The 23,157-nt window shown below is 66.5% G+C and carries 21 protein-coding genes; 7 read left to right on the forward strand and 14 right to left on the reverse strand.

Translation table 11 applies throughout. The features are described from left to right. Window positions 1-187 precede the first annotated feature (187 nt). A complete protein-coding gene (locus ACQZF9_RS04210; RefSeq protein ID WP_428312016.1) occupies window positions 188-1,954 on the forward strand; it encodes a DUF4153 domain-containing protein in 1,767 nt (588 codons plus the stop codon). A 126-nt stretch (window positions 1,955-2,080) separates the two neighbouring features. Here ACQZF9_RS04210 and ACQZF9_RS04215 read toward each other — a convergent pair whose 3' ends face one another. Next, window positions 2,081-2,953, reverse strand: coding sequence for a MipA/OmpV family protein (locus ACQZF9_RS04215; protein WP_428312017.1), 873 nt, complete (start codon window positions 2,951-2,953; stop codon window positions 2,081-2,083). 132 nt (window positions 2,954-3,085) lie between these two features. Here ACQZF9_RS04215 and ACQZF9_RS04220 point away from each other — a divergent pair, with 132 nt between their 5' ends. Beyond that, on the forward strand, window positions 3,086-3,673 hold the full coding sequence (locus ACQZF9_RS04220) for an LON peptidase substrate-binding domain-containing protein (RefSeq protein WP_428312018.1): 588 nt from the start codon (window positions 3,086-3,088) through the stop codon (window positions 3,671-3,673). Between the two features lie 89 nt (window positions 3,674-3,762). Here the strand turns inward: ACQZF9_RS04220 and ACQZF9_RS04225 are convergent, their stop codons facing one another. After that, window positions 3,763-4,464 carry a mobilization protein gene (locus ACQZF9_RS04225; RefSeq protein WP_428312019.1) on the reverse strand — a complete coding sequence of 234 codons (702 nt, stop codon included), beginning with the start codon at window positions 4,462-4,464 and terminating at the stop codon, window positions 3,763-3,765. 169 nt (window positions 4,465-4,633) lie between these two features. Between ACQZF9_RS04225 and dbpA the strand changes: the two genes are divergently transcribed. Further along, window positions 4,634-6,061, forward strand: coding sequence for an ATP-dependent RNA helicase DbpA (gene dbpA, locus ACQZF9_RS04230; RefSeq protein WP_428312020.1), 1,428 nt, complete (start codon window positions 4,634-4,636; stop codon window positions 6,059-6,061). Window positions 6,062-6,073: 12 nt separating this feature from the next. Here dbpA and ACQZF9_RS04235 read toward each other — a convergent pair whose 3' ends face one another. The 4 genes from ACQZF9_RS04235 to ACQZF9_RS04250 form a co-directional block, all read right to left on the reverse strand. Continuing rightward, window positions 6,074-7,315, reverse strand: a complete 1,242-nt coding sequence (locus tag ACQZF9_RS04235) for an MFS transporter (protein WP_428312021.1) — start codon at window positions 7,313-7,315, stop codon at window positions 6,074-6,076. A gap of 160 nt (window positions 7,316-7,475) precedes the next feature. Continuing rightward, complete coding sequence (locus tag ACQZF9_RS04240) at window positions 7,476-8,183, reverse strand: DUF502 domain-containing protein (protein WP_428312022.1); 708 nt, start codon at window positions 8,181-8,183, stop codon at window positions 7,476-7,478. Beyond that, the gene (locus ACQZF9_RS04245) at window positions 8,180-8,800 is read right to left on the reverse strand and encodes a fumarylacetoacetate hydrolase family protein (RefSeq protein ID WP_428312023.1); all 621 of its coding nucleotides are present in this window, start codon (window positions 8,798-8,800) and stop codon (window positions 8,180-8,182) included. Before ACQZF9_RS04245 ends, ACQZF9_RS04240 begins: the two co-directional genes overlap by 4 nt. Before the next feature lie 86 nt (window positions 8,801-8,886). Beyond that, window positions 8,887-10,662, reverse strand: a complete 1,776-nt coding sequence (locus tag ACQZF9_RS04250; protein WP_428312024.1) for an amidase family protein — start codon at window positions 10,660-10,662, stop codon at window positions 8,887-8,889. 212 nt (window positions 10,663-10,874) lie between these two features. Here ACQZF9_RS04250 and ACQZF9_RS04255 point away from each other — a divergent pair, with 212 nt between their 5' ends. Further along, window positions 10,875-13,334, forward strand: coding sequence for a TonB-dependent receptor (locus tag ACQZF9_RS04255; protein ID WP_428312025.1), 2,460 nt, complete (start codon window positions 10,875-10,877; stop codon window positions 13,332-13,334). A 46-nt stretch (window positions 13,335-13,380) separates the two neighbouring features. Here the strand turns inward: ACQZF9_RS04255 and ACQZF9_RS04260 are convergent, their stop codons facing one another. Next, entirely contained in the window at window positions 13,381-13,758 is a 378-nt protein-coding gene (locus ACQZF9_RS04260; RefSeq protein ID WP_428312026.1) for an REP-associated tyrosine transposase, read from the reverse strand. Window positions 13,759-13,817: 59 nt separating this feature from the next. Further along, window positions 13,818-15,485, reverse strand: a complete 1,668-nt coding sequence (locus ACQZF9_RS04265) for a phosphoenolpyruvate carboxykinase (ATP) (RefSeq protein ID WP_428312027.1) — start codon at window positions 15,483-15,485, stop codon at window positions 13,818-13,820. 182 nt (window positions 15,486-15,667) lie between these two features. Between ACQZF9_RS04265 and ACQZF9_RS04270 the strand changes: the two genes are divergently transcribed. After that, the gene (locus tag ACQZF9_RS04270; protein ID WP_428312028.1) at window positions 15,668-16,006 is read left to right on the forward strand and encodes a hypothetical protein; all 339 of its coding nucleotides are present in this window, start codon (window positions 15,668-15,670) and stop codon (window positions 16,004-16,006) included. 20 nt (window positions 16,007-16,026) lie between these two features. Here the strand turns inward: ACQZF9_RS04270 and ACQZF9_RS04275 are convergent, their stop codons facing one another. From ACQZF9_RS04275 to gshA, 6 genes are all read right to left on the reverse strand, one after another. Next, window positions 16,027-17,319: a dihydroorotase gene (locus ACQZF9_RS04275; RefSeq protein ID WP_428313362.1), complete on the reverse strand. Its 1,293-nt coding sequence runs from the start codon at window positions 17,317-17,319 to the stop codon at window positions 16,027-16,029. A gap of 11 nt (window positions 17,320-17,330) precedes the next feature. Continuing rightward, on the reverse strand, window positions 17,331-18,311 hold the full coding sequence (locus ACQZF9_RS04280) for an aspartate carbamoyltransferase catalytic subunit (protein WP_428312029.1): 981 nt from the start codon (window positions 18,309-18,311) through the stop codon (window positions 17,331-17,333). Window positions 18,312-18,501: 190 nt separating this feature from the next. After that, window positions 18,502-18,990 carry a Holliday junction resolvase RuvX gene (gene ruvX / locus ACQZF9_RS04285; protein ID WP_428313363.1) on the reverse strand — a complete coding sequence of 163 codons (489 nt, stop codon included), beginning with the start codon at window positions 18,988-18,990 and terminating at the stop codon, window positions 18,502-18,504. Next, a complete protein-coding gene (locus ACQZF9_RS04290; protein WP_428312030.1) occupies window positions 18,921-19,481 on the reverse strand; it encodes a YqgE/AlgH family protein in 561 nt (186 codons plus the stop codon). Before ACQZF9_RS04290 ends, ruvX begins: the two co-directional genes overlap by 70 nt. A gap of 91 nt (window positions 19,482-19,572) precedes the next feature. Beyond that, the gene (gshB, locus tag ACQZF9_RS04295) at window positions 19,573-20,526 is read right to left on the reverse strand and encodes a glutathione synthase (RefSeq protein WP_428312031.1); all 954 of its coding nucleotides are present in this window, start codon (window positions 20,524-20,526) and stop codon (window positions 19,573-19,575) included. 3 nt (window positions 20,527-20,529) lie between these two features. After that, window positions 20,530-21,843 carry a glutamate--cysteine ligase gene (gene gshA / locus ACQZF9_RS04300; RefSeq protein ID WP_428312032.1) on the reverse strand — a complete coding sequence of 438 codons (1,314 nt, stop codon included), beginning with the start codon at window positions 21,841-21,843 and terminating at the stop codon, window positions 20,530-20,532. Between the two features lie 182 nt (window positions 21,844-22,025). On the opposite strand from gshA, the gene fdxA reads away from it, so the two are divergent. Together fdxA and ACQZF9_RS04310 are read left to right on the forward strand one after the other, a co-directional pair. Beyond that, window positions 22,026-22,349 carry a ferredoxin FdxA gene (gene fdxA, locus ACQZF9_RS04305; RefSeq protein WP_428312033.1) on the forward strand — a complete coding sequence of 108 codons (324 nt, stop codon included), beginning with the start codon at window positions 22,026-22,028 and terminating at the stop codon, window positions 22,347-22,349. Window positions 22,350-22,503: 154 nt separating this feature from the next. After that, window positions 22,504-23,001, forward strand: a complete 498-nt coding sequence (locus ACQZF9_RS04310; RefSeq protein ID WP_428312034.1) for a GreA/GreB family elongation factor — start codon at window positions 22,504-22,506, stop codon at window positions 22,999-23,001. The last annotated feature ends 156 nt before the right edge of the window (window positions 23,002-23,157 follow it).

Genomic DNA, 23,157 nt, shown 5'->3' on the forward strand with positions numbered 1-23,157 from the left:
CAGCCGGTCTTCGCGCCATACCCCTAAGGCCGCACCTTAACCCTATCTGAATTCTCAAGCCACCCCGGTGAAGCTTTCGTGACAGGCCGTCTAGGCCCGGTCATAGTCCCAAGCCTGAATGAAATCAGGTATTCAGCTCGACGGCCGGCCATGGCAGCATGGGCGGACACCGCCACACCGAGGCCCCATGCAGCCGCAGAACCCGGATCGATCGCTGCGTGGATTCATCGTGCTGGCGGCCCTGCTGCAAGGCCTGGCGCTGTATCTGGCGCGCCTCGGCGCGGAGCGGCAATGGTGGCCGTTGAGCGACCTGGGTGGCCAGGTCTGCTGGTACACGCTGGTGCTGTCGGTGCCGACCGTAATGACGCTGACCGTGCAGAAGCTGCGCGACGCGCGCTTCTGGCAGCACACCGCGCTGATCGCGCTGATCTACGGGCTGTTCGCCGGCTGGGCCAGCTGGAACGCGACCGGCGCCCCCGGCCTGCAGGCCAGTACGGTGCTGGCGCCGTTCGGCTTCACCGCGGCGGTCGCGCTGTTCGTGCTGATGCCCTATCTGCAGTGTCGGCTGCAGCACGGCCGCTGGAGCGCGCCTTATACCGGGCTGTTTGAACATGGCTGGCAGAACGGCCTGACGCTGCTGTTGCTGATTCCCTTCGTCGGCCTGTGCTGGGCGGTGCTGTGGCTGTGGGGCGCGCTGTTCAGGCTGGTCAATGTCGGCTTCTTTGCCGAGCTGTTCGGCGAGCGGCCGTTCATCTATCTGGCGACCGGCACCATGGTCGGCCTCGGCATTCTGGTGGCGCGCACGCAGCAGCGGCCGGTGCAGATCCTGCAGCAGATCGTGTTCGCGGTGTTCAAGGGCCTGCTGCCGCTGCTCGCCTTCATCGCCGTGCTGTTCCTGACGATGCTGCCGGTCACCGGGCTGGAACCGCTGTGGCAGACGCGGCGTGCGGCCTCGCTGCTGATGACCGTGGTGATGCTGATGGTGCTGTTCACCAACGCGCTATTCCAGGACGGCCGCGCGCACAACGGCGTGGTCGCGACTTACCCGAAGATCCTGCGGCGCCTGGTCGAACTCGGCCTGGCCAGCCTGCCGATCTACGCCTTCCTCGCGCTGTACGCGGTGTGGCTGCGCGTGGACCAGTACGGCTGGTCGCCGGAGCGGCTCTATGCGGCGCTGCTGGCCACCACCTGCGCGGCGTATGCGCTGGGTTATTCGTACAGCGTGCTGCGGCCCTCGGGCGGCTGGCTGTCGCCGATCACGACCATCAACGTCAGCCTGTCGTGGCTGGTGATGGCGCTGATCGGTTTGCTGAATTCGCCGGTGCTCGACCCGCTGCGCATCAGCGTCGCCAGCCAGCTGGCGCGGTTGCACGACGGCGAGATCAAGCCGGCGGAACTCGATCTGAAGTTTCTGCGCTTTTCGTCCGGGCGCTATGGCTACCAGACCTTGCAGGCGCTGCAGAACGATGTCGCGATGAAACAGGATCCGGTGGCCTGGACCGGCGTGCAGAAGATGCTCAAGCGCAGCGAACGCTGGCCGCAGGCGAGCCCGGCGAAGGAATCGGGCCTGAAGCTGAGCGTCGAGCAGGCGAGGCCGCGCTTCGTCGCCGCGCCCGGCGCCGATGCGATCGACGACGCCTGGCTGCAGCGCGTCGTCGACCACCAGCTCAGTTCGATGGGCTGCCTGGAAGCGGGTAGCGACTGCGTGAGCCTGAGCCCGGACCTGGATCGCGACGGCAGCAACGAGCGCCTGCTGTGCGAGATCGGCGAGGTCATCGCCTGCCGCCTGAGCGCCAGGATCGCCGGCCAGTGGAGCGACGTCGGCAACGTCGAGGCCTGGGGCAGCAGCCCGCAGGTCGAGGCGGCCCTGAAGCAGGGCAAGTTCACGCTCAAGCCGCAGCGCTGGGCGGATCTGCTGATCGGCGATCAGCGGTTTTCGGTGCAGCCGCAGTAGCGGACGGCTCTACTCTCCGTTGGTCCCGAGTTGCCCGCTTTTTTTTGCGGACGTATCGAGGGATCCGACCGCGGTCCGCTCCCTCGATACGCCGCAAGCGGCTACTCGGGACGAACGGGCCGAGGTTCAATCCGCCGCCGCCCGCTCCTTCGACTGCAGGAACGACCACGAGAAACCCACGACCGCCGAATAGCCGTCGTTGGCTCGGTACAGCGGGCTGTCGTCGTTGGCCGAACCGGCGTAGTTGTCGTATTCCAGCGACAGGAAGCCGTGCAGTTTCTTCGTGAACTTGTAGTTCAGCGTCGTCGCCAGCGATGCCGCCATATAACCTGCCGAGGCCGAATACTCGGGCCGGTCCACGGTCGCGTACTGCGTCTGCACGTCGTAGAAATGCCGCTGCAGCAAGGTGCTCGCGACCTCGGCGCCGAGTGCCACGCGCAGGCTGGCGCGTTCGTCGAGAAAGCGCTTGCTCTGGAATGCGAACTCCGGTGCGAATACCACGCCGCGCCAGTGCAGATCGGAATCCTGCAGCGACGCGACCGCGCGCACCGGCAGATCGATCACCCACTGCGTCTGCGGTGCCGGGCCGTCGAAGACCAGGCGCATCTTCGGCCCGACTTCGAGCAGATAACCCAGGTCCGGCATGCCCTGGCGAGCGTCGGAATGTTTGGAATCGCTGCTCAGCGCGCCGCCGCCGCTGAGACTCAGCTCGACGTTCGGCGTCAGCTTCTGGCGCAGACGCGAGCCCTCGTCGTCGGAGCGGAAGGTGGTGCCGTGATAGACGAAGTACGGTGCCGGCAGCGCCAGCGTCTGGTTCTCGTCCGAGGCCGGATAGTCCGGCACCGTCAGCGCCACGCCGGCGACGCCGGCCTCCCACTTGGGCTGGTCGGGCGAATCCGGAGCGACCGTGTCGGTGCCCAGGGTCTGGGCGGAGGCGGGCAGGGCGATGCAGCAGGCGCTGAGCGCGGACAACAATTTGAACGGCGGTTTGATCGGCATGGCCGAGCATCGCTGTGTGATCTGCCAGTGTCCAGTCGCGGGCAAGCCCGCTCCTACAGGTGTCGCATTGTAGGAGCGGGCTTGCCCGCGACCTCCCGCTTGCACATCGAGCCGTCGCTGTTTACAAGACCCATGCCCAAGCTGCTCGAAATCCCGATCTTCCCGCTGCGCACCGTGTTGTATCCGGGCGGCGTCCTGCCGCTGCGGATCTTCGAAGCCCGCTACGTCGACATGACCAAGCACTGCATCGGCGAGGACGAGCCTTTCGGTGTCTGCCTGATTCTCGAAGGCAGCGAAGTCGGTGCACCGGCGGTGCCGGCGAACCTGGGCTGCACCGCGCGCATCGTCGAATGGGACGTGCCGTCGCCGGGCCTGTTCAGCCTGCAGACGCGCGGCGAGCAGCCCTTCAAAGTCCGCGAGCGTTTCAGCACGCCGAGCGGGCTGATCCGCGCGCTGGTGCAGCTGGAGGACGCGCCGCCGGCCGAGCTGTTGCCGGCGCGCTTTCGTTTTCTGCGCGATCTGCTGGAAGACATCATCGGCAAGATCGGTGTGCAGCACTTCCCCGATCCGCTGCATCTGAGCGACGCCGCCTGGGTCGCGTACCGGCTCGCCGAAGTGCTGCCGCTGCCGGCCGAGGCCCGGCTCGAGCTGCTGGTGCAACGCGAGCCGGCGGCGATGCTGGCGCTGATCGAGCAGCAGGTGCGCGGCCGTTCAAAATGAAGAACCCCGGGTTTCACCCGGGCTACATGGATGAAATCCGGGGTTCGGCGCGTCGCCGTAGCCCGGGTGAAACCCGGGATGGCGCGCCCTTACAAGCCCAGCGAGTCCAGTGCCTCGTAGGCCTTGCGCAGCCACATCTTCGCGCGCTGGCGTTCGAGCAGCCCCAGGCCGGTCAGGCTCCTGTCGTCGTTATACGCGGCGGCCCAGAAGCTGGTGCTGCGCTCGTCGATCTTGGTCATCACCGGCTCGTGCAGCCGCGGGATCGAGATGATCTTCGCGCCGAGGCCGAGTGCGCGTTCCTTCTGGCCGCTCTTGTCGAAGATGTCGAAGTCGTCGCCGCGCGAGGCATTGCGCACGATCACCAGCTCGATCTGCGAGGACTCGCCGAAGCGGTCCAGCCAGCGGCTCAGCAGGTCCACCGAGTCGCGGCCCGAGTCCATCACATGCCAGTAGCGGATGCCGACGCCAAGCTCGGAGGCCAGCTCGAGCACGCCGGACTCGTCCAGCCAGCGCGTCAGCGGCTCGTGGGTCTGCGCGGCGAGGTCGACGACGATGCGCCGCTGCGCGTCTTCGGCGGCCGATTCCAGCACCAGGTCCAGGCTCTCGAAACGCTCGATCGCCACCGGCGAGGCATAGCCGGCGTAGAAACGCAGCAGCGCGCCATGGCTGCGATCGGAGTCGAAGCCCAGGAACGGCAGCTTGCGGTCGATCAGATACTGCGCCAGCAGGCGCGAAACCAGCGACTTGCCGACGCCGCCTTTTTCTCCGCCGATGAAGTGAACCGTGGCCATCGAATCTCCGCTGAAAAGTTAAGTGGAACCCCTCTCCCTCCGGGAGAGGGGCAGGGGTGAGGGCCTCCAAGTTCAGCGCGAACTCCAAGGCCCTCATCGCCCTTCGGGCCGCTTCTCCCGTGAGGAGAAGGTGAAACCGGGGCGCGAGGCTACCGCATTCGCGCACAATATGGGCCCGCTGCCGTGCGCGGCTAGCGTATTGACCGAGAATTTTGTGGAATCCCAAGCATTTTCTTCATTGAATCTGAAGCCCGAACTGCTGCAGGCGCTGGAATCGCTGAGCTTCACGGCGATGACGCCGATCCAGCAGCAGAGCCTGCCGGCGCTGCTCGCCGGGCGCGACGTGATCGGCCAGGCGCGCACCGGTAGCGGCAAGACCGCGGCCTACGGCCTCGCCATCCTGTCGCGCATCGACCCCACGGTAAACACCGTGCAGGCGCTGGTGCTGTGCCCGACGCGCGAACTCGCCGACCAGATCGCCAAGGAGATCCGCCGGCTGTCGCGCTGCCTGCCCAACGTCAAGCTGACCCAGCTCAGCGGCGGTATTTCGCAGCGGCCGCAGCTGGCCTCGCTGGAGCACGAGCCGCACATCATCGTCGGCATGGCCGGGCGCGTGCTCGAGCATCTCGACCAGGGCACGCTGAACCTTGCGAACCTGCGCGTGCTGGTGCTGGACGAAGCCGACCGCATGCTCGACGGCGACTTCGAGGACGCCAGCCGCGCGATCGTCGCGCATACGCCGGCGACGCGGCAGACGCTGTTCTTCAGCGCCACCTATAACGACATCGTCCGCGATTTCAGCAAGACGCTGCAGCGCGATCCGGTCGAGATCACCGTCGACACGGTGACCAGCCCTGCCCAAGTCGAGCAGCATTTCTACGAGGTCGATCCGCTGCGTCGCATCGACGCGCTGGCGATGCTGCTGAGCCAGCGCCGGCCCGAGTCCGCGCTGGTGTTCTGCCACACGCGCCGCGACGCCCAGGACGTCGAGCAGCAGCTGAAAAAGCGCGGCTACGCGGTGCTCGGCCTGCATGGCGACATCGAGCAGCGCGAGCGCGACGAAGTGCTGGTGCGCTTCCACAACGGCAGCTGCCGCGTGCTGATCGCCACCGACGTCGCCGCGCGCGGCCTGGACATTCCCGATCTCGCCGCGGTGATCAGCTACGAGCTGCCGGAAGACGCCAGCGCGCATACGCACCGCGTCGGCCGCACCGGCCGCGCCGGGCGCAGTGGCCTGGCGCTGCATCTGTTCTCGCATCGCGAGCGCGCGCGGGTCGCCGCGATCGAGCAAGACCTGGGCGAGCCCATCAAGACCAGCAAGCTCGGCATCCCGGCGAAAGTGCAGGACAACCCGGTGCAGCCGACGCGCGTGACCATCTGCATCGACGGCGGTCGCCGCGACAAGCTGCGCCCCGGCGACATCCTCGGCGCGCTGACCGGCGCCGCCGGCCTGCCCAAGGAAGCGGTCGGCAAGATCAGCAGCTTTGACACGCGCAGCTATGTCGCCATCGACAAGAAAGTCGCGGCTGAAGCGATGAAGCGCTTGCGCGAAGGCAAGATCAAGAACAAGAACTTCCGCGTGCGGCCGATCGAGTAGCGTGACGGGATATCAGGCCGTCCTGCGCGGCCACACCGTGTCGAGCAGCGCAGGCCCCGCGCCGCGATCCAGCCGCGCCACCAGCAGCAGGCAACCCGCCGCCGACACCACCGTCGCGATCGCGAACGTCGCCGCATAGCCCAGTGCGTCGCCGGCAGCGCCTCCGACGAACGCGGCCACGCCCTGGGTGATGACGATCGCGCAGGCGTACAGGCTGTAATCGGTGCCCGCGTGATCGCGATCGGCGGCATCCATCATCAAGGTGAACAGCGCCACCGTCGCCATGCCGCCGAACAGATGTTCGGCGACACAGGCCGCCCACAACATCGCGACGCCGCCGACATGCGCGGCCGCCAGCACGTACAGCGCGATGCTGAGGGTCTGCGTCAGGCCGAACGTCAGCAGCGCGAAGCGCCGGCCGAACTTCCACGCGGCCCAGCCGCCGGCCGCTGCGCCGGCAAAGCCCGCGGACGAGCCGACCGTGCCCTTGATCAGCGCGATCGCCTCCTTGCTCAGGCCCCAGTCGCGCATGAACGGCCCGATCAGCGAGGCCGCCATGGTGTCGCCGAACTTGTAGCTGGCGATCAGCAGCAGAAAGCCGATCACGCCGGGCTGGCGCAGGCGCAGCCACCAGCCGGAGACCAGTTCACGCGCGGCGACGCGCTGCGGGCTCGCCGCCGCCGGCACGCGCAGCCACAACGCCGGCAGCGTGCACAGCAGCAGCAGCGCCGACATCGCCAGGAACATCGGCTTCCAGCCGTAGCGCGCGTAGACGTACAGCAGCAGGCCGCCGCCCAGCACCATGCCGATGCGATACGCGCCGACCTGGATGCCATTGGCGAGGCCGCGCTGGCGGTCGTCGAGCATCCGCACCGCGAGCGCGTCGGTGACCACGTCCTGCATCGAGGCGAACACGTTGAACATGAAGAACGCGGCGAACAGCACGGTGAAGCCGTGCTGCAGGTCGATCAGGGTCAGCAGCGCGGCGCCCGCCGCGGTTGCCAGCTGCAGCGGCAGCAGCCAGCTGCGCGGCGCGCCGACGCGATCGATCAGCGGGCCCCACAGGAACTTCAGGATCCACGGCAGGAACAGCAGCGAGGTCAGGCTGATCGCCTTCAGCGACAGGCCGGCCTCGCGCAGCAGCACCGGCAGCGCCTGCGTGAAAAAGCCGTAGGGGATGCCCTGGGCGATGTACAGGCCGGTGAGCAGCGTCAGCGTGTAGGCGGCGGGGGCGGCGGTTTGCTTAGCGTGCAATTTCGCGCTCGCGTGTTAGCAAATCCCGGCTCGACCAAACCCCGTTCGTCCCGAGTAGCCGCTTGCGGCGTATCGAGGGATCCGATCGCATCCGGTCCCTCGATACGCGGGCACGGCCCGCTACTCGGGACGAACGGGTTTTACGCGTTTCTGCCTGCATTCAAAGCGGCTTCGACGCCGCCGCATCCGGCGTGATGATCACGCCGCCACTGCCGCCCGCCGGCGTCTCGCCGACGCGCGACATGCCGGCCGTGATCAGGAACCGCATCGCGTCCTCGAAGCTCATGTCGACCACGGTGAGATGCTCGCGCGAGACCAGGATCGTGTAGCCGCCGATCTGGTAGCTCATCGGCAGGTACACCGCGACCGTGTCCTGATCCTTGGCCAAGCCGAAGGCGACCAGGTTTTCGACGGTGATGAAGCCGAGCAGCTTGAACGGCAGGTTGGGCGCCGTCAGCATCACCACCTGGCCGAAGCTGCTCTGGCCTTTCTTCGAGAAAAAGCCGGTCAGGTCGCGTACCGCGCTGTACACGGTCTTGATCAGCGGCACTTTCTCCAGCTGTTCTTCGGTCCACTTGACGAACTCGCGGAAGAACACCGCCTGCATCAGCAGGCCGATGACGAAGATCACCACCAGCGACACCAGCAGGCCGGCGCCGGGCCAGGACGCGGTGTTGGGCAGGAACAGCCGCACCACGCCGCCGAAGAAGCTGTCGGCCACGCCGATCAGCCACATCACCACGGCCAGCGTGACCATGATCGGCAGCACCGCGAGCAGGCCGGTGAAGAAGGTGCGCGACAGCTTGCGCCAGCTCGGCTTGGCCGAGCCAGTCTTGCGCCAGTCGATCTTGCTCCAGTCGAACTTCATGCGCTGAAACTCCATTCGAAGCGGCCGATCTGCTCGCTCTGCAGCACGATCGTGTCGCCGGGCTTCACCGGGCCGACGCCTTCCGGTGTGCCGGTGAAAATCACATCGCCGGGCTGCAGCTCCCAGGTCTGCGACAGGATGTGGATCTGGCGTGCGACCGAGTACAGCATGTCCCGGGTGTGGCCGTGCTGGCGCAGCTGGCCGTTGACGTAGCAGCTGAAGTCGATTGCCTGCAGGTCCTGCTCCAGATACGGCTTGAAGTCGCCGAGCGGGGCGGACTGGTCGAAGGCCTTGGCCAGCTCCCAGGGCGCGCCCTTGTTCTTGAGCTGGGTCTGCAGGTCGCGCAGGGTCAGGTCCAGGCCCAGCGTGATGCCGGCGACGCAGTCCATCGCGTCTTCCACGGCGACGTCGCGGCCGCCGCCGGTCAGCAGCACCACCAGCTCGGCCTCGTGATGCACCTCGCCGAACGCGGTCGGCAGCCGCACGGTCTCGCCTTCTTCGACGGCGCAGCTCGCCGGCTTCATGAAGATCACGCAGTCGCCGTCGGGCGAGTTGCCGAGTTCGGCAATGTGCTTGGCGTAGTTGCGGCCGATGCAGAAGATGCGTTTGACGTTCATGGACTTCGTTGGCGATGTCTTGGCCGCAGATGGTAGACGCAACGCGCCGGCGCCGCAGCCGCGGCGCGCGCCGCCGGGTCCGCGACTCAGCCGGCGCCGGGTATTTCGGTGAAGCCGCTGACGTAGTCGCGGATCACGCGCAGATAGGCATCCAGCGGCAGCGATTGCGGATCCTGGTCGAGGATATTCAGCAGCAGGTCTTCGCGCGCGCGGTTGAACTCGTCGACGATCAGCGTGCCGGCCAAGGGATTGGCGCGCAGCGTCGGCTGCTTGCGCCAGTGCGTCGCCTGCTCGTAGTCGTAGGCGATGCCGATCGCGGTCGGCTCGTCCCATTTGCGCGCCAGGATTTCGACGCCCTTGGGCACGCCGTCGGCGGTGAAGCCGATCGGCACGACCACCGACGGCATCTGCGTGGTCGAGCCGAAATCGCAGGTGCGCGGGCTGCTGCCGGGGCGGATCAGCAGCGCGTCCAGATGCTGCGCGTCCATCGCCGCCTGCACGTAGGCGCGCGTGTCCGCGTGCTGTTGCAGGATCGCGGGATCGGGGCCGATGTCGCTGTCGGTCAGCGCCGCGGCGCCGACCGAGGCGATCGCCACCGCGCTGACCAGGCCGGTTTCGAGGATGCCGTCGAAGTCCGGCAGCGAGCAGCGGTTGCTGCCGGGATTCAGCGCGGTCAGGCAGCGCCGCGGCGCGGCGTAAGCGTTCTCGGCTTCGAAGTTGCGGAAATATTCGTTCCACTCGTAATGCATCGCCGAGGCCGAGGCCGACACGAAGTCGGGCAGGCTGATATCGACGACTTGCGCGCCCTGCGCACGCATCTGCGTGATCGCGGCCTCGATCAGCGCCAGGTGCTCGCCGCTGCCGGCCGAATCGAGCGCGCCGAACTGGCGCACGAAGCCGATGCGCCGGCCTTTCAAGCCGTAGTGCGCGCGATCGAGAAACCTCGTGTAGTCGCCAGGCCGCTGCGGAAACGCGGCGTTCTCGTACTGCAGCGTCTTCGCGTCGGCCGGGTCGGCACCGGCCATCGCCGACAGCGCCAGCGCCGCGTCGCGCACGCTGCGCGCCATCGGCCCCGGCGCGTCGCGCGCATGGGTCAACGGAAACACGCCGTGCTGCGACACCAGCCCGACGCTGGGGCGTATGCCGACCAGGCCGTTGACCGACGACGGAAAGCGGATCGACATGCAGGTGTCGGTGCCGGTGCCGATGGTCGCGAAGTTGGCCGCGATCGAGGCGCCGCTGCCTGAGCTGGAGCCGCCCGGATCCTGCGCGGTGTCGTAGGGATTGCGTGTCAGCGGGCCGCGGCCGCTGGTGCCGGACACGGTGAACGCGAACTCGTCCTGGTTGGCCTTGCCCAGGATCAGCGCGCCGGCCCTGCGCAGGCCGGCGACCGCATGCGCGTCGATGCCCGCCTGGTGGCCGAGCATCGAGTAAGAGCCCGAGGTCGAGGGATGATCGTAGGTGTCGTAGTTGTCCTTCAGCAGCATCGGCACGCAGTGCATATTGCGCTTGCCGATGCCTTCCTTCGCGTACAGCACGTCGAGCGCTTCGGCCTCGGCGCGCGCCTGCGGATTGATGCGCAGCACGCCGTTGATCGGCAGTCCGCCGGCCTGCGGGTAATCGTCGATCGCGTTGATCCGCGCGACGTACATGTCGTAGAGCTTCACGCAGGTCAGCGCGCTGCCGTCGTCGAGGATCTGCCGGCCGGCGAAGGCCGCGTGCAGATCGGCGACGGAGGCTTCCTCGATTACGAACTTCGTCGGCGCGCTGCCGTCGCCTTCGTCGGAGGAGGGCGAGGACGAGCCGCAGGCGCTCAGCAGCAGGCTCGTGGTGATGGCGGTAAAACGCAGCGTGGATTTCATGCCGCAAGGCAATCAAGAAGCGCACCGGATCGGCCCGGCCGGGCAGCAGCAAATGCAGCCTAATGCCGCCGCCTTGGCCTGATTCGAGCAAAGCACGCCGGTGGTTCCGGCTGCGCTTTCGGCTAGCATTCCGCCAGCGGTTGGCCGGTGTGCGGATGCCTCGGCCGGGGGCCGTGGGACAACGAAGTCCTGACATCAAGGGAAGAAACAACATGAAGCAAACCAGCCTGGGCGCCCTGCTGCTGGCGGCGATGACGACGCTGGCGCAGGCACAGGATGCGGCAGACGCCGCCGCGCCGGCCACCAGCGACGCCTCACTGGCGACGATCGCGGTCACGACACCGGGCGATAGCGACGCCACGCCGGCCGCCGATGCCAGCGAGCCGGTGCAGCTCGAGGAAGTCGTGGTCACCGCGCAGAAGCGCAAGCAGTCGCTGCAGGACGTGCCGATTTCGGTGACCGCGCTCGACGGCAACTTCATCCAGAACACCGGTGCGGCCGATCTGTCCAAGGTCGCGCTGTACGTGCCCAACGCGCGCGTCGACAGCCACGACCCGGGCTCGCCGCAGCTGTTCATCCGCGGCTTCGGCACCAATGCCTTCAACCCGAGCTTCGAAAGCTCGGTGGGTTTCGTGCAGGACGAAATCTATTACGGCCGTCCGGGTTACTTCACCGAGTCGATGTTCGACGTCGCCAGCGTCGAAGTGCTGCGCGGTCCGCAGGGAACCTTGTTCGGTAAAAACACCATCGCCGGCATCTACAACGTCACCACCAAGGCGCCGACCGATTCGTTTCAGGCCGACGGCCGCTATCAGTACGGCGAGAACGACTCGCACCGCATCGAAGGCGGCGCCGGCGGCATGCTGACGGATTGGCTGGGTTTCCGCGTCGCCGGCATTTATCGTCACGATGACGGCGAGCTGTACAACACCTACCTGAATCGCAGCGAAGAAGCGCTGAAGCAGAAGGCCGGCCGCGGCAAGCTGCGCTTCCTGCTCGGCGACGACGTCACCACCGACGTGCTGTATCAGGCCTCGAACACCAAGGCGCCGTTCTGGCCCTACCAGATCTACAAGCTCGACGCCGATACGCGCAATTATCTGGACAACTTCGATCCGAACATCGAGGACAACCCCAAGGACTTTCGCACCGAGTTCGACACGCCGGGCTGGATCGACAAGGGCTCGGAGACGGTGGCCGCGCGCACGCAGTGGAATATCGGCGACCTCGGCGCGGTGCACAACACGCAGTCGATCCTGGTGCTGGCCGGCTCCAAGTTCCATATCGACCAGCTCAACGAACTCGACGTGTCGCCGGCCGATATCTCGCGCCTCGACAGCCACGAGGATCACCGGCAGTTCTCGGCGGAGCTGCGCTTCTCCGGCGAGACCGACAGCCTGTTCGGCCTCGGCGACAAGTTCGAATTCGTCGGCGGCGGTTTCTACTACGACAGCAACTACGTGCTGCGCGCGAGCATCAACGCCGGCGCCGACATCGGCTCGTATCTGCTGACGCCGGATTTCTGCCAGCTCGCCGGCCTGTGCAGCGGCGCCAACAGCGGTCCCGGCCTGCCGGGCCTGCCGATCGTCGGGGGCATCACCGCGCCGTTGATCGGCAGCGACTACTTCCTGTTCAACTACGAGCAGGACGTGAAGTCGCTGGCCGGCTTCGGCCAGGCGACCTGGACCATCACCGAGCACTTCGCGATCACCTCGGGCGTGCGCATCAACCAGGAGAAGAAGGACGTCAGTTCGGCCGGCAGCCAGCATTGCCCGACGCGCGGCGACAACGGCTGCATCATGGCGCTGCTGCTCGGCGCCAACGATTACGACGAGCCGAACCTGAAGCGCGACGAGGCCGACGTTTCGCCGAAAGTGGTGCTGCAGTATTTCAGCGGCGGCGGCATCAACCTGTATGCCTCGTATGCGCGCGGCTACAAGAGCGGCGGTTTCAACTCGCTGTCGTACACCGGTGAAAATCTCGGTTTCGCGCCGGAAAAAGACCAGACTTACGAACTCGGCGCCAAGACCACGTTCTTCGATCGCACGCTACGTCTGAACGCGAGCCTGTACCGCACCGAGTTCAAGGATCTGCAGGTGATCGCGCTGCAGGGTCTGGTGACCAATGTCGGCACCGCGGATGCGACTTCGCGCGGCATGGAAGCCGATTTCATGTGGCTGACGCCGTGGTCGCCGCTACGCATCATGGGTTCGTTCGGCCTGATCGACGCCAAGTACGACGACTATCCCGGCGCACCGGCTCCGGTGCGCAACCCGGACACCGGCGAGCTGCAGATCGGCGCCACGCAGAACCTCGCCGGCCGCCGCGTTGCCTATGCGCCGAAGCAGACCGCGACGCTGACGCCGACGCTGAGCTTCCCGCTGTTCGCTGGGCTCGGCGCGCAGCTCGCCGGCGATGTGATCTACCAGGGCAACCAGTACACCGACGTCGATCTCGATCCGAACACCTATGTGCCGGCCTATACGCTTTACAACGCGCGCCTGATCATCGCGCCGGCGTCGGAGGTCTGGACCTTGACCTTCGGTGGCACCAACATCACCGACAAGCGCGTACTCAACCAGGTGCAGGACGCGGCATTCTTCCCCGGCACGTATTACGCGCAGCAGGCGGCAGGGCGGCAGCTGTTCGTCGCGGTCGGTGCGAACTTTTGAGTTTGGAAATCCCGGGTTTCACCCGGGCTACGGTGAAGCTTGGGTTTCACCATGGCTTGCGTAGCCCGGGTGAAACCCGGGTTTGTCGTGGCTCTCCGTATACGTCCTGGTCCGGTTCCGGATTGACTCCGCCCCAGTCGTTCGGCAGCAGGCCTTGCCGAACGTATCGATGAAACGAAGAGTACGGCCAATCGCCAACGGCGCTGACCAGGCCATGCCTGACCGGGTTGTAGTGGATGTAGTCGACATGCCGCGCGTAGTCGTCTCCGTCGCGAATCGTGTGTTCCCAGAATCGGCGCTGCCATAGCGAATATTCGCCTCGCCCATTGCCAGGCATTGCGATACCCGACCTCAGCACCTCTGAGGTAAAGCCGCGTTTGATACTGCGAATACGATTGGAGTAATCGGAGTCGTCCGGCGGCATTTCACCCGGGCTACAAAAAAGGCCCCGCTGAGCGGGGCCTTTTCTTTACTGCATCATGCTTAGATGCGTTCTTCGATACCGAAAGCCGCGAAGCCCTTCTTCTTGAAGTTGTCGCGGAACATGTCGCGCAGCTTGGTGGCGGTGGCGTCGTAGGCGTCCTTGTCGGTCCACGTGTTGCGCGGGTTCAGGATCGCCGCATCGACGCCCGGGCAGCTCTTGGGCATCTTCAGATTCAGGATCGGCTGCACTTCGGTTTCAACGTTATCCAGCTCGCCGTTGAGCGCGGCGTTGAGCAGCGCGCGCGTGACCTTGAGCTTCATGCGCGCGCCGCCGGAGGTGGCGCCGCCGCCGCTCCAGCCGGTGTTCAGCAGAATGCAGCGGGTCTTGTTCTGCTGCATTTTCTTGGCGAGCAGCTCGGCATACACGTTCGGGCGCTGGGCCATGAACGGGCCGCCGAAGCAGGCCGAGAACGTCGGCTGCGGTTCGCTGACGCCGACTTCGGTGCCGGCGACGCGCGCGGTGAAGCCGGAGACGAAGTGATACATCACGTCCTTGGGTTCGAGGATCGACACCGGCGGCAGCACGCCGAAGGCATCGGCGGTCAGCAACACGATGGTCTTCGGATGCGGACCCTGGCCGTTGGGCATCACGTTCGGGTTGGCATCGAGCGGATAGCTGAAGCGGGTGTTTTCGGCCAGCGAGCCGTCGAACAGGTCGAGTTCGTCCGGGTGGCACTCTTCGATCTTCTTGCCCGGCAGCGGCGGCACGTTCTCGATGATCGTGCCGGGCTTGGACAGCGCCTGCGCGATGACCGGCTCGTTTTCCTTGTCGAGGTCGATCAGCTTGGCGTAGCAGCCGTCTTCGAGGTTGCACAGGCCGTTGTCGGACCAGATGATTTCGTCGTCGCCGATCAGCTTGCGGCTGGCGTCGGCCGACAGCGTGGTCTTGCCGGTGCCGGACAGGCCGAACAGGATCGCCGCGTCGTTGTTCTTGCCGACGTTGGCCGAGCAGTGCATCGACAGGCGGCCTTCCTTGGGCAGCAGGTAGTTGCCGACGGTGAAGATCATCTTCTTGTTGACGCCGCAGTAGTCGGCGCGGCCGGCGACCAGGCAGATCTTGTTGCGCACGTCGATGATGCAGGCGGCTTCGGAGCGGCTGCCGTCCAGCTCAGGCTCGCAGACGAAGCTGGGCACGTTGAGCATGGTCCAGCGGCGTGTATCGACGTCCTTCACGCCCTGCAGGTCTTTCGGGAACATGTTGTGGCAGAACATCGCGTGGGCCGCGTATTCGCCGACGAAGCGGTACGGCACCGCGAAGTCCGGGTCGGAGCCCATGAACAGGTCCTTCACGTACAGCGTGCCCTTCTTGTCGTTCAAGTGGGCGACCACGCGTTTCAGCAGGCCCTGGTACTTTTCCGGATCGTAGGGGTTCAGGTCGGCCTTGAACCAGATCTCGTCGGCCACTTCCGGCCATTTGACGGCGTAGGTGTCCTTGGTGCGGCGGCCGGTGCAGTCCGGATCGGTGTAGTACACCAGCGGGCCCTTGTCGCCGAGCACGGTCGGGAAGGCCTTCTGCTCGTTGCTGCCACCGCCCCGCTTCACACGGCCGCGATCATGGGCGATCGCCTCATGAAACAACTCGGTTTTGCCCAGGTTGTACTTGAAGCTGACGGTCTTGAAACCGAACAGTTTCTCGAGATCGGCCTGAAAGCTCGTCTGAAACGTCATGATGCATCCTCAAGGATTGGAAAGTAGCGGGGTCGACTGGCTATTGCCATATGCAAAAGCATTGCAACCCATATGTGTCAAGCATAGTCAGCAGGGGACAAAATATCCATGATCGCAGCGCCCGAAAGGGCCGGCGGCCACGCTTATACTGAACCCCAGATTGTCTTCAAATAAATGTATAAATGATGAACCGTGCCGGCTTTACCTCCGTTTCTCTCTGCACCGTGCTGCTCGCCGCCGCCGGTGCCACACCGGCCTGGGCCGACGATGTCAGTGCCCCGGCGCGCTGGGGCGACCGCCAGGCCGGCAGCTTCGGCGACATCGACCAGGGCCACTTCGGCGACGCCTCGGTCGGCAACTTCATCGAAAGGGACGGCTTTTCGCGGGCCCAGGAAGGACAGGTGAAATCGGTCGATGCGGTGCCCACCGGGCACGCCAGCATGTTCCGCAAACCCCAGGCCCAGCCCGATGCTCCCTACGTCAGCCTGCCCACCCCCGCGGACGCGGCCCCGAAACGCTGATCCTCTAACGCTGATCGCCGCTACACCGCCGGCGCCTGCCAGACGATACGGCCGGCGTGCAGCGTCATCACCGGCCGGCCGCGGAAACGGCGGCCCGCGAACGGCGTGTTGCGACCGCGGCTGAGCCAGCGCGTCGCATCGGCTGTATTCAAATTCCATTCCGTATCCGGATCGATCAGCACCAGATCCGCTGCCGAGCCGGCCGATACGCCGGGTTCGGCGCGGCCCAGCACCAGCGCCGGGCCCAGGCTGAGCCGCGCGGCGGCCTGCAGCGGTGTCAGCACCTGTTCGTGCACCAGCTCCAGCACCAGCGGCAGTAGGGTCTCCAGCGAGGAGATGCCCGGCTCGGTCAGCGGGAACGGGTTGACCTTGGCGTCCGGCTCGTGCGGCTGGTGGTCGGAGCACACCGCGCCGATGACGCCGCGCGCCACGGCCTCGCGCAGGCCGTCGCGGTCCGCCCGCGTGCGCAGCGGCGGCACCAGGTGCGCCATCGCGTTGAAGCCTTCCAGGTCGGCGTCGGTCATGAACAGCTGGTGCGCGGCGACGTCGGCGCTGACCGCCAGGCCGCGCGCCTGGGCGGACTCGACCAGCGCCGCGCCGCTGGCGGTCGACAGCCGGCAGAAGTGCACCCTGGCGCCGGTGTCCTCGACCAGTGAAATCCACAGCCGGATTGCGGCGACTTCGGCGGCGACCGGGATCGGCGGCAGGCCGAGCCGCGTGCCGACCGGGCCTTCGTGGGCGCAGCCGCCATTGGACAGGTCGGCATCCTGCGCGAACACATGCACCGTCGCGCCGAGGCCGTTGGCATATTCCAGCGCGCGGCGGGCGACCAGCGCGCCGCGCAAGGGCGCCAGTGCCTGGCTGAAGCCGACGCAGCCGGCGCGCTTGAGCGCGCTCATCGACGCCAGCGCTTCGCCTTTCAGGCCCTGGGTCAGCGCGCCGAGCATCTGCACGTCGACGCCGCCAACGGCGCTGGCCTTGCCACGAATGCGGTCGACGACGGCGGGCGAGTCGATCACCGGGCTGGTGTCCGGCGGCAGCACGACGCAGCCGATGCCGCCGGCCTGGGCTGCGCCGGTCTCGGAGACGAAGTCCGCCTTGTGGGTTTCGCCGGGCTCGCGGAAGCGCGCGGCGAGGTCGATCGCCGACGGCATCAGCCAGCGTCCGCTGCCGTCGATGGTCTGGTCGTAGGCCGTGGCCGGCTCGGCGTCGCCGCGATAGTCGATGCGGCCGTCGCGAATGCCGACGTTGACCACGGCGTCGAAACCGCTGCTCGGGTCGAGCACGCGCGCGTTGCGGATCAGCAGCGACAGGCTGGTGCTGTTCATGCCGCGGCCTCGGGCTCGCCCAGAATTTCCGCCATCACCGCCATGCGCACCGCGATGCCGTGGGTGACCTGGTCGAGAATCAGCGAGCGCTCGCCGTAGGCAAGCTCGCCTTCGATCTCGACACCGCGATTGATCGGGCCGGGATGCATCACGATCGCGTCCGGCTTGAGCTTCTTGAAGCGCTCGCGGGTCAGGCCGTAGTCGGCATGGAATTCGGCGAGCGAAGGCAGGAAGGCGCCGAGCATGCGTTCTTTCTGCAGGCGCAGCAGGATCACCACGTCGACGCCGTCGAGGCCGCGCTGCAGATCGTGGAACACGCGCACGCCCAGGCTTTCGATGCCGGCCGGAATCAGCGGCGGCGGCGCGACCACGCGAATGTCCACGCAACCCAGCGTGCGCAGGCCGTGAATGTCGGAGCGGGCGACGCGCGAATGCAGCACGTCGCCGACGATCGCGACCGACAGCCCGCCGAATCCGTCGCGGGCTTTCGGCGCGTGCGCGCGGATCGTGTACATGTCGAGCAGGCCTTGCGTCGGATGCGCATGGCGGCCGTCGCCGGCGTTGAGGATCGCAACGCCGGGCGCGGCGTGTTCGGCAAAAAAGTGCGCCGCGCCGCTGGCTTCGTGGCGCACGACGAACATGTCGGCCTGCATCGCCTCCATGGTCTTGAGCGTGTCCAGCAGGGTTTCGCCCTTGCTGGTACTGGAGGCCGCGATCTGCAGGTTGATCACGTCCGCCGATAGGCGCTTGGCCGCCAGCTCGAACGTGGTGCGGGTGCGGGTCGAGGCTTCGAAGAACAGGTTGACGACGGTGCGCCCGCGCAGCAGCGGGACTTTTTTCTCGGCGCCGGAAGTGGCATCGGCGAGGCCGGCGGCGCGGTCGAGCAGGCGCAGGATCAGGTCACGCGACAACCCCTCCATCGTCAGCAGGTGCCGCAGGCGGCCGTGCTCGTCGAGTTGCAGGGAAGGGGTCTTCATGCTGGGGCGCGAGTTTAGCAGAGCGGCTGCCGGGTCTCGACCGGTTTTGCTGGGGGGATTTCAACTAAACCCCCGTTCCTCCCGAGTAGCCGCTTGCGGCGTATCGAGGGACCCATCGCGGGTTCGGTTGCGTCCCTCGATACGCCGGGCAAAACCCGGCTACTCGGGAAAAACGGGATGCGTTGTGGCCTCAGCCGTTCTCCGCCATCCACTGCTCGAGGATGATCCGCGCGGCCTGGCCGTCGCGATCGCCCTTTTTTACGCGCCTTGCCATCTGGCCGCTGGAGCGGGCGTCGCGCAAGGCGTCGTCGGCGGCACGCGACGAGTAGCGCTCGTCGGCCAGGTGCACGGCCAGGCCGCTGCGCGACTGCAGCTGGCGCGAGAATTTGCGCGCCGGTTCGGTGATCGCCTGTTCGCCGCCGTCCTCGTCCAGCGGCAGGCCGACGACCAGTGCCGCCGGGCGCCATTCCTTGATCAGCTTGTCGATCGCGGTCCAGTCGGGCTGTGCCGCGTTGGCGATGGTCGGCAGCGGACGCGCCGAACCGGTGAGGTCGTCGCCGACCGCTGCCCCGATGCGGCGCAGGCCGTAGTCGAAAGCCAGGTAGCCGCTCAGGCGTGGCCCACCGAGCCGGTCAGCTGGGTGACGTCGACGCCCAGCAGGCGGGTCGCGGCCTGCCAGCGCTGGCGCGGCGGCATGCCGAACAGCACCGCCGAATCCACCGGCGTGTTCAGCCAGGAATTGAGCAGGATTTCGTCTTCGAGCTGGCCCGCACCCCAGCCGGCATAGCCGAGCGTGACCAGATATTCCTTCGGTCCTTCGCCGGCGCCGATCGCACTCAGGATGTCGCGCGAGGTGGTGATGTAGAGGTCGTCCTGCACCTGCAGGCAGGATTCCCAGCCGCCCGGTTCGCGATGCACGACGAAGCCGCGTTCCGGCTGCACCGGGCCACCCCAGTAGATCGGCTGGTCGGCGCCGATCTTGTCGTGGGTCATGCCCATCTGGTCGAGCATCGCGGTCAGCGCGAGGTCGGTGGGGCGGTTGATCACCAGGCCGACGGCGCCCTTGTCGTTGTGCTCGCAGAGCAGTGACACGGTGTGGCTGAAGTTCTCGTCTTCCATGCTCGGCATCGCAACGAGAAACTGGTTTTTGAGGAATAGTCCCTGGGTCATGCAGGGAGTATTACCCAGGCCGGAAACCTGTCAAGACGAAATCCGCCCTACGCGTCGGGGCGGTAGGTAAAGATGTGCGAACGGCCTGAGCTTATGCGCCCAGGCGTGTCTCGATTGCGCTCATCAGCAGGCCGCCGATGTCGGTGCCGTAGGCGGCGTCGATCTCGCGTGCGCAGGTCGGGCTGGTCACGTTGATTTCCGTCAGCCGGTTGCCGATCACGTCGAGGCCGACGAACAGCAGGCCGCGGCGTTTCAACTCTGGCCCGACGGCGGCGGCGATGCGCCGGTCGTCGTCGCTCAGCGGCCGTGGTTCACCGGTGCCGCCGGCGGCGAGATTGCCGCGCGTCTCGCCGGCCTGCGGCACGCGCGCCAGGCAGTAGGGGACCGCCTCGCCGTCGACGACGAGCACGCGCTTGTCGCCCTGGCTGATCGCCGGCAGATATTGCTGCGCGACGATCGTGCGCGTGCCCATCAGCGTCAGCTGCTCGATCACCGAGCCCAGGTTCATGCCGTCGCTGCCGACCCGGAAAATGCCCATGCCGCCCATGCCGTCGACCGGCTTGTAGATCACGTCGCGATGCTCGGCGTGGAAGGCGCGCAGCACGTTCGCGTCGCGCGCGAACAAGGTCGGCGGGCACAGTTCCGGGAACCAGGCGGTGAACATCTTCTCGTTGCAATCGCGCAGTGACTCGGGCTTGTTGACGACCAGGGCGCCCTGCGCTTCGGCGCGTTCCAGCAGATACGTTGCGGTCACGTATTCCAGATCGAACGGCGGATCCTTGCGCATCAGGATCGCGTCGAGGTCGCCGAGCCGGATCGTCGCGGCGTCGCCGGTGAATTCGTGCCAGTGCTTCTTGTCGTCGAACACCGTCACGCCGCGGCCGCGGCCGAGCGCGATACCGTCACGCAGCCACAGGTCGCCGAGCTCGAAATACACCAGCTCCCAGCCGCGTTTCTGCGCGGCCAGCATCAAGGCGAGCGTGGTGTCCTTGTACGGTTTGATGGACCCGATCGGGTCCATGATCACGCCGAGACGACGGGCCATCGGCTACGCCGCTTTCGAGGCGGCGACGACGGCGCGCGAGGCCGCCACTTCGCGAGCCGCCGCGAGCAGCGCCAGCCTGGCGACCACGCCGTAGGCGTAGGCGCGATTCGGTATCGCGTCCGGCGACTGCGTGCGGTCCGGATGGCTGCAGCAGGTCTGGAACGGCAGCGGCTTGAACGACATGCCCGGCGAATTCAGGTTCTCCTGATTGCCGCGCTTTTCGTTCACGCGATAAAAGCCGCCGACGACGAAGCGGTCGATCATGTACACCACCGGCTCGGCGGTGGCCTGCTCGGCGCCCCAGGTTTCATAGGTGTAGACGCCTTCCTGGATGATCGCGCCGGTGACGTCGCGGCCTTCCTTGGCGCTGGCCATGTGCGTGCGCGCCTTGCGGTTCATCTCGCGCAGTTCGTCGACGCTGCGCACCGTCATCACGCTCATGCCATAAGTGCCGGCGTCGCTTTTGACGATGACGAAAGGCTGTTCCTTGATGTCGTACTGCTTGTACTTGGCGGTGATGTCCTCGAGCAGCATTTCGACATTGCTGATCAGGCATTCCTCGCCTTCACGCTTCAGAAAGTTGATCTGTCCGCAGTTGCGGAACAGCGGATCGACCCACCAGGAATCGATGCCGGCGACTTCGCCGAATTCGCGCGCGACTTCGCGGTAGTAGCCGAAGTGCGAGGACTTGAGACGCGAGTGCCAGCCCAGCGCCTGCGGCGGCATCACGTTCTGATCGAGGTTCTGCAGGATCTCCGGGATGCCGCTGGACAAATCGTTGTTCAGCAGCACCAGACAGGGCTCAAAGTCCTGCAGGTGCAGTTTGTCGCCGCTGCGCCGCAGCGGTTCCAGCAGCAGCTTGCGGCCGCTGATCTCGAGCGCAAGCTCGGTCGGCTCGCGCAGGTCCGGCAACAGCGAGCCGATCCGCACGTGGAAGCCGGCTTTCTGGATCAGGTCGTGCAGCGTCGCGACGTTTTCCAGATAGAACTTGTTGCGCGTATGGTTCTCGGGCACCAGCAGCAGGCTGGTCGCGGTCGGGCAGACGCGCTCGACCGCGGACTGGATCGCCTGCACGCAGACGCTCTCGAATTCCGGGTTCAGGTTGTTGAAGCCGCCCGGGAACAGGTTGGTGTCCACCGGCGCGAGCTTGAAGCCGGCGTTGCGCAGGTCCACCGAGCAATAGAACGGCGGCGCGGTCTGGTGCCACTGGCTGCGGAACCAGGCCTCGATGTCGGCGGACTTCTGCAGCAGCTGCGTCTCGAAAGTCAGCAGCGGAGAAGTGTTGCCGCTGGTCAGGGCGGGAGCGTCGTCGGCCATGTCACGATCCGTAAAGAGGTGTTGCGGACGCGCATGGTAACTCCGCCGCTGTCGCGCCGCCGAAAGGGCCCGCCCGTGCCGCCCATCGTCCGGATGGAGGGCTAGGCTGCGACGGCTTCGGCTACAATGCGCGGCGCTACGCCATCATTCCCAGCCTTCCCCCCGGACTCCCAGCTCGCGCCATGACCTTTGTCGTCACAGAAAACTGCATCAAGTGCAAATACACGGACTGCGTCGAGGTTTGCCCGGTCGACTGCTTCCATGAGGGCCCGAACTTCCTGGTGATCGACCCGGAAGAATGTATCGACTGCACGCTGTGCGAGCCCGAGTGCCCGGCCGAGGCGATCTTTGCCGAGGACGATCTGCCCGAGAACCAGGCCGAGTTCAAGAAACTCAACGCCGAGCTGACCAAGCTGTGGCCGGTGATCACCGAAAAGCAGGAAATGCCCGCCGACGCCAAGGACTGGGACGGCAAGCCGGACAAGATCAAGCTGCTGCAGCGCTAGTTTTTTTGCCTTCTCCCTCTGGGAGAAGGTGCCCCGAAGGGGCGGATGAGGGTGTCCGGCCAGGCGCGAACCTGCGACGCCCTCACCCCTGCCGCACTCACGGAGGGGAGGGGGTTTCCATTGAACCTTCGGCATCGGTCGCGCTCAGTTGTGCATGAGCCGCGCCTTCGTCAAGGAAACCGACACGCCGCCGGACACCGCCGGCGACCTGCCGCTGAGCCCGCATCCCAACTATGTGACCCCGCGCGGCCTGCGCCTGCTGCGCGAGCGCTTCGACGCGGCCGAGCGCCGTCTGGCGCTGGTGGCCGACGCGCCGATACATGCCGGCGAGCGCTCCAGCCTGCAGCGCGAGCTGCGCTGGCTGCAGGCACGGCTGCTGGCGGCGATCGAGGTCGCGCACGATCCGGATCACCGGCCGGAGCGGGTCGCCTTCGGCACCAGCGTCGACCTGGTCGAAGTGGAATCCGGCGCCGAGCACCGTTACCAGATCGTCGGTGAGGACGAGGCCGACCCGGCGCGTGGGCGGCTCAGCTGGGTCGCGCCGCTGGCCCGTGCCGTCAACGGCGCGCAGCGCGGCGACATCGTCAGCTGGCCGCGGCCGGCCGGCGATCGCGACGTTCAAATTGCGGACATCGGCGTCACGGACAATTGAGCGGGTCGCAGACCGGCCTGCGAAGATCGGCGGCGCCGGCTGATCGACGGCATTGGAAATTGCGATCGAAATAAGTGACCGGTCAGTCTTGTCGATCGGGCCTTTAATTATCGATAATCGATGATCAAACGGGCTGTCTTCAGCCCTGCCGCCGTC

This window comes from Hydrocarboniphaga sp., from assembly GCF_965279055.1.
Taxonomy (GTDB): Bacteria; Pseudomonadota; Gammaproteobacteria; order Nevskiales; family Nevskiaceae; genus Hydrocarboniphaga.

What these genes read in the sequence shown, in the direction of transcription:
- fdxA (WP_428312033.1), top strand. Translation starts at nt 22,026, where the DNA reads ATGACCTTTGTCGTCACAGAAAACTGCATCAAGTGCAAATACACGGAC.
- ACQZF9_RS04290 (WP_428312030.1), bottom strand. Translation starts at nt 19,481, where the DNA reads ATGACCCAGGGACTATTCCTCAAAAACCAGTTTCTCGTTGCGATGCCG.
- ACQZF9_RS04225 (WP_428312019.1), bottom strand. Translation starts at nt 4,464, where the DNA reads ATGGCCACGGTTCACTTCATCGGCGGAGAAAAAGGCGGCGTCGGCAAG.
- ACQZF9_RS04270 (WP_428312028.1), top strand. Translation starts at nt 15,668, where the DNA reads ATGATGAACCGTGCCGGCTTTACCTCCGTTTCTCTCTGCACCGTGCTG.
- ACQZF9_RS04310 (WP_428312034.1), top strand. Translation starts at nt 22,504, where the DNA reads ATGAGCCGCGCCTTCGTCAAGGAAACCGACACGCCGCCGGACACCGCC.
- ACQZF9_RS04215 (WP_428312017.1), bottom strand. Translation starts at nt 2,953, where the DNA reads ATGCCGATCAAACCGCCGTTCAAATTGTTGTCCGCGCTCAGCGCCTGC.
- ACQZF9_RS04220 (WP_428312018.1), top strand. Translation starts at nt 3,086, where the DNA reads ATGCCCAAGCTGCTCGAAATCCCGATCTTCCCGCTGCGCACCGTGTTG.
- ACQZF9_RS04245 (WP_428312023.1), bottom strand. Translation starts at nt 8,800, where the DNA reads ATGAACGTCAAACGCATCTTCTGCATCGGCCGCAACTACGCCAAGCAC.
- ACQZF9_RS04250 (WP_428312024.1), bottom strand. Translation starts at nt 10,662, where the DNA reads ATGAAATCCACGCTGCGTTTTACCGCCATCACCACGAGCCTGCTGCTG.
- gshB (WP_428312031.1), bottom strand. Translation starts at nt 20,526, where the DNA reads ATGGCCCGTCGTCTCGGCGTGATCATGGACCCGATCGGGTCCATCAAA.
- ACQZF9_RS04255 (WP_428312025.1), top strand. Translation starts at nt 10,875, where the DNA reads ATGAAGCAAACCAGCCTGGGCGCCCTGCTGCTGGCGGCGATGACGACG.
- ACQZF9_RS04260 (WP_428312026.1), bottom strand. Translation starts at nt 13,758, where the DNA reads ATGCCGCCGGACGACTCCGATTACTCCAATCGTATTCGCAGTATCAAA.
- gshA (WP_428312032.1), bottom strand. Translation starts at nt 21,843, where the DNA reads ATGGCCGACGACGCTCCCGCCCTGACCAGCGGCAACACTTCTCCGCTG.
- ACQZF9_RS04240 (WP_428312022.1), bottom strand. Translation starts at nt 8,183, where the DNA reads ATGAAGTTCGACTGGAGCAAGATCGACTGGCGCAAGACTGGCTCGGCC.
- ACQZF9_RS04265 (WP_428312027.1), bottom strand. Translation starts at nt 15,485, where the DNA reads ATGACGTTTCAGACGAGCTTTCAGGCCGATCTCGAGAAACTGTTCGGT.
- ACQZF9_RS04210 (WP_428312016.1), top strand. Translation starts at nt 188, where the DNA reads ATGCAGCCGCAGAACCCGGATCGATCGCTGCGTGGATTCATCGTGCTG.
- dbpA (WP_428312020.1), top strand. Translation starts at nt 4,634, where the DNA reads ATGGGCCCGCTGCCGTGCGCGGCTAGCGTATTGACCGAGAATTTTGTG.
- ACQZF9_RS04280 (WP_428312029.1), bottom strand. Translation starts at nt 18,311, where the DNA reads ATGAAGACCCCTTCCCTGCAACTCGACGAGCACGGCCGCCTGCGGCAC.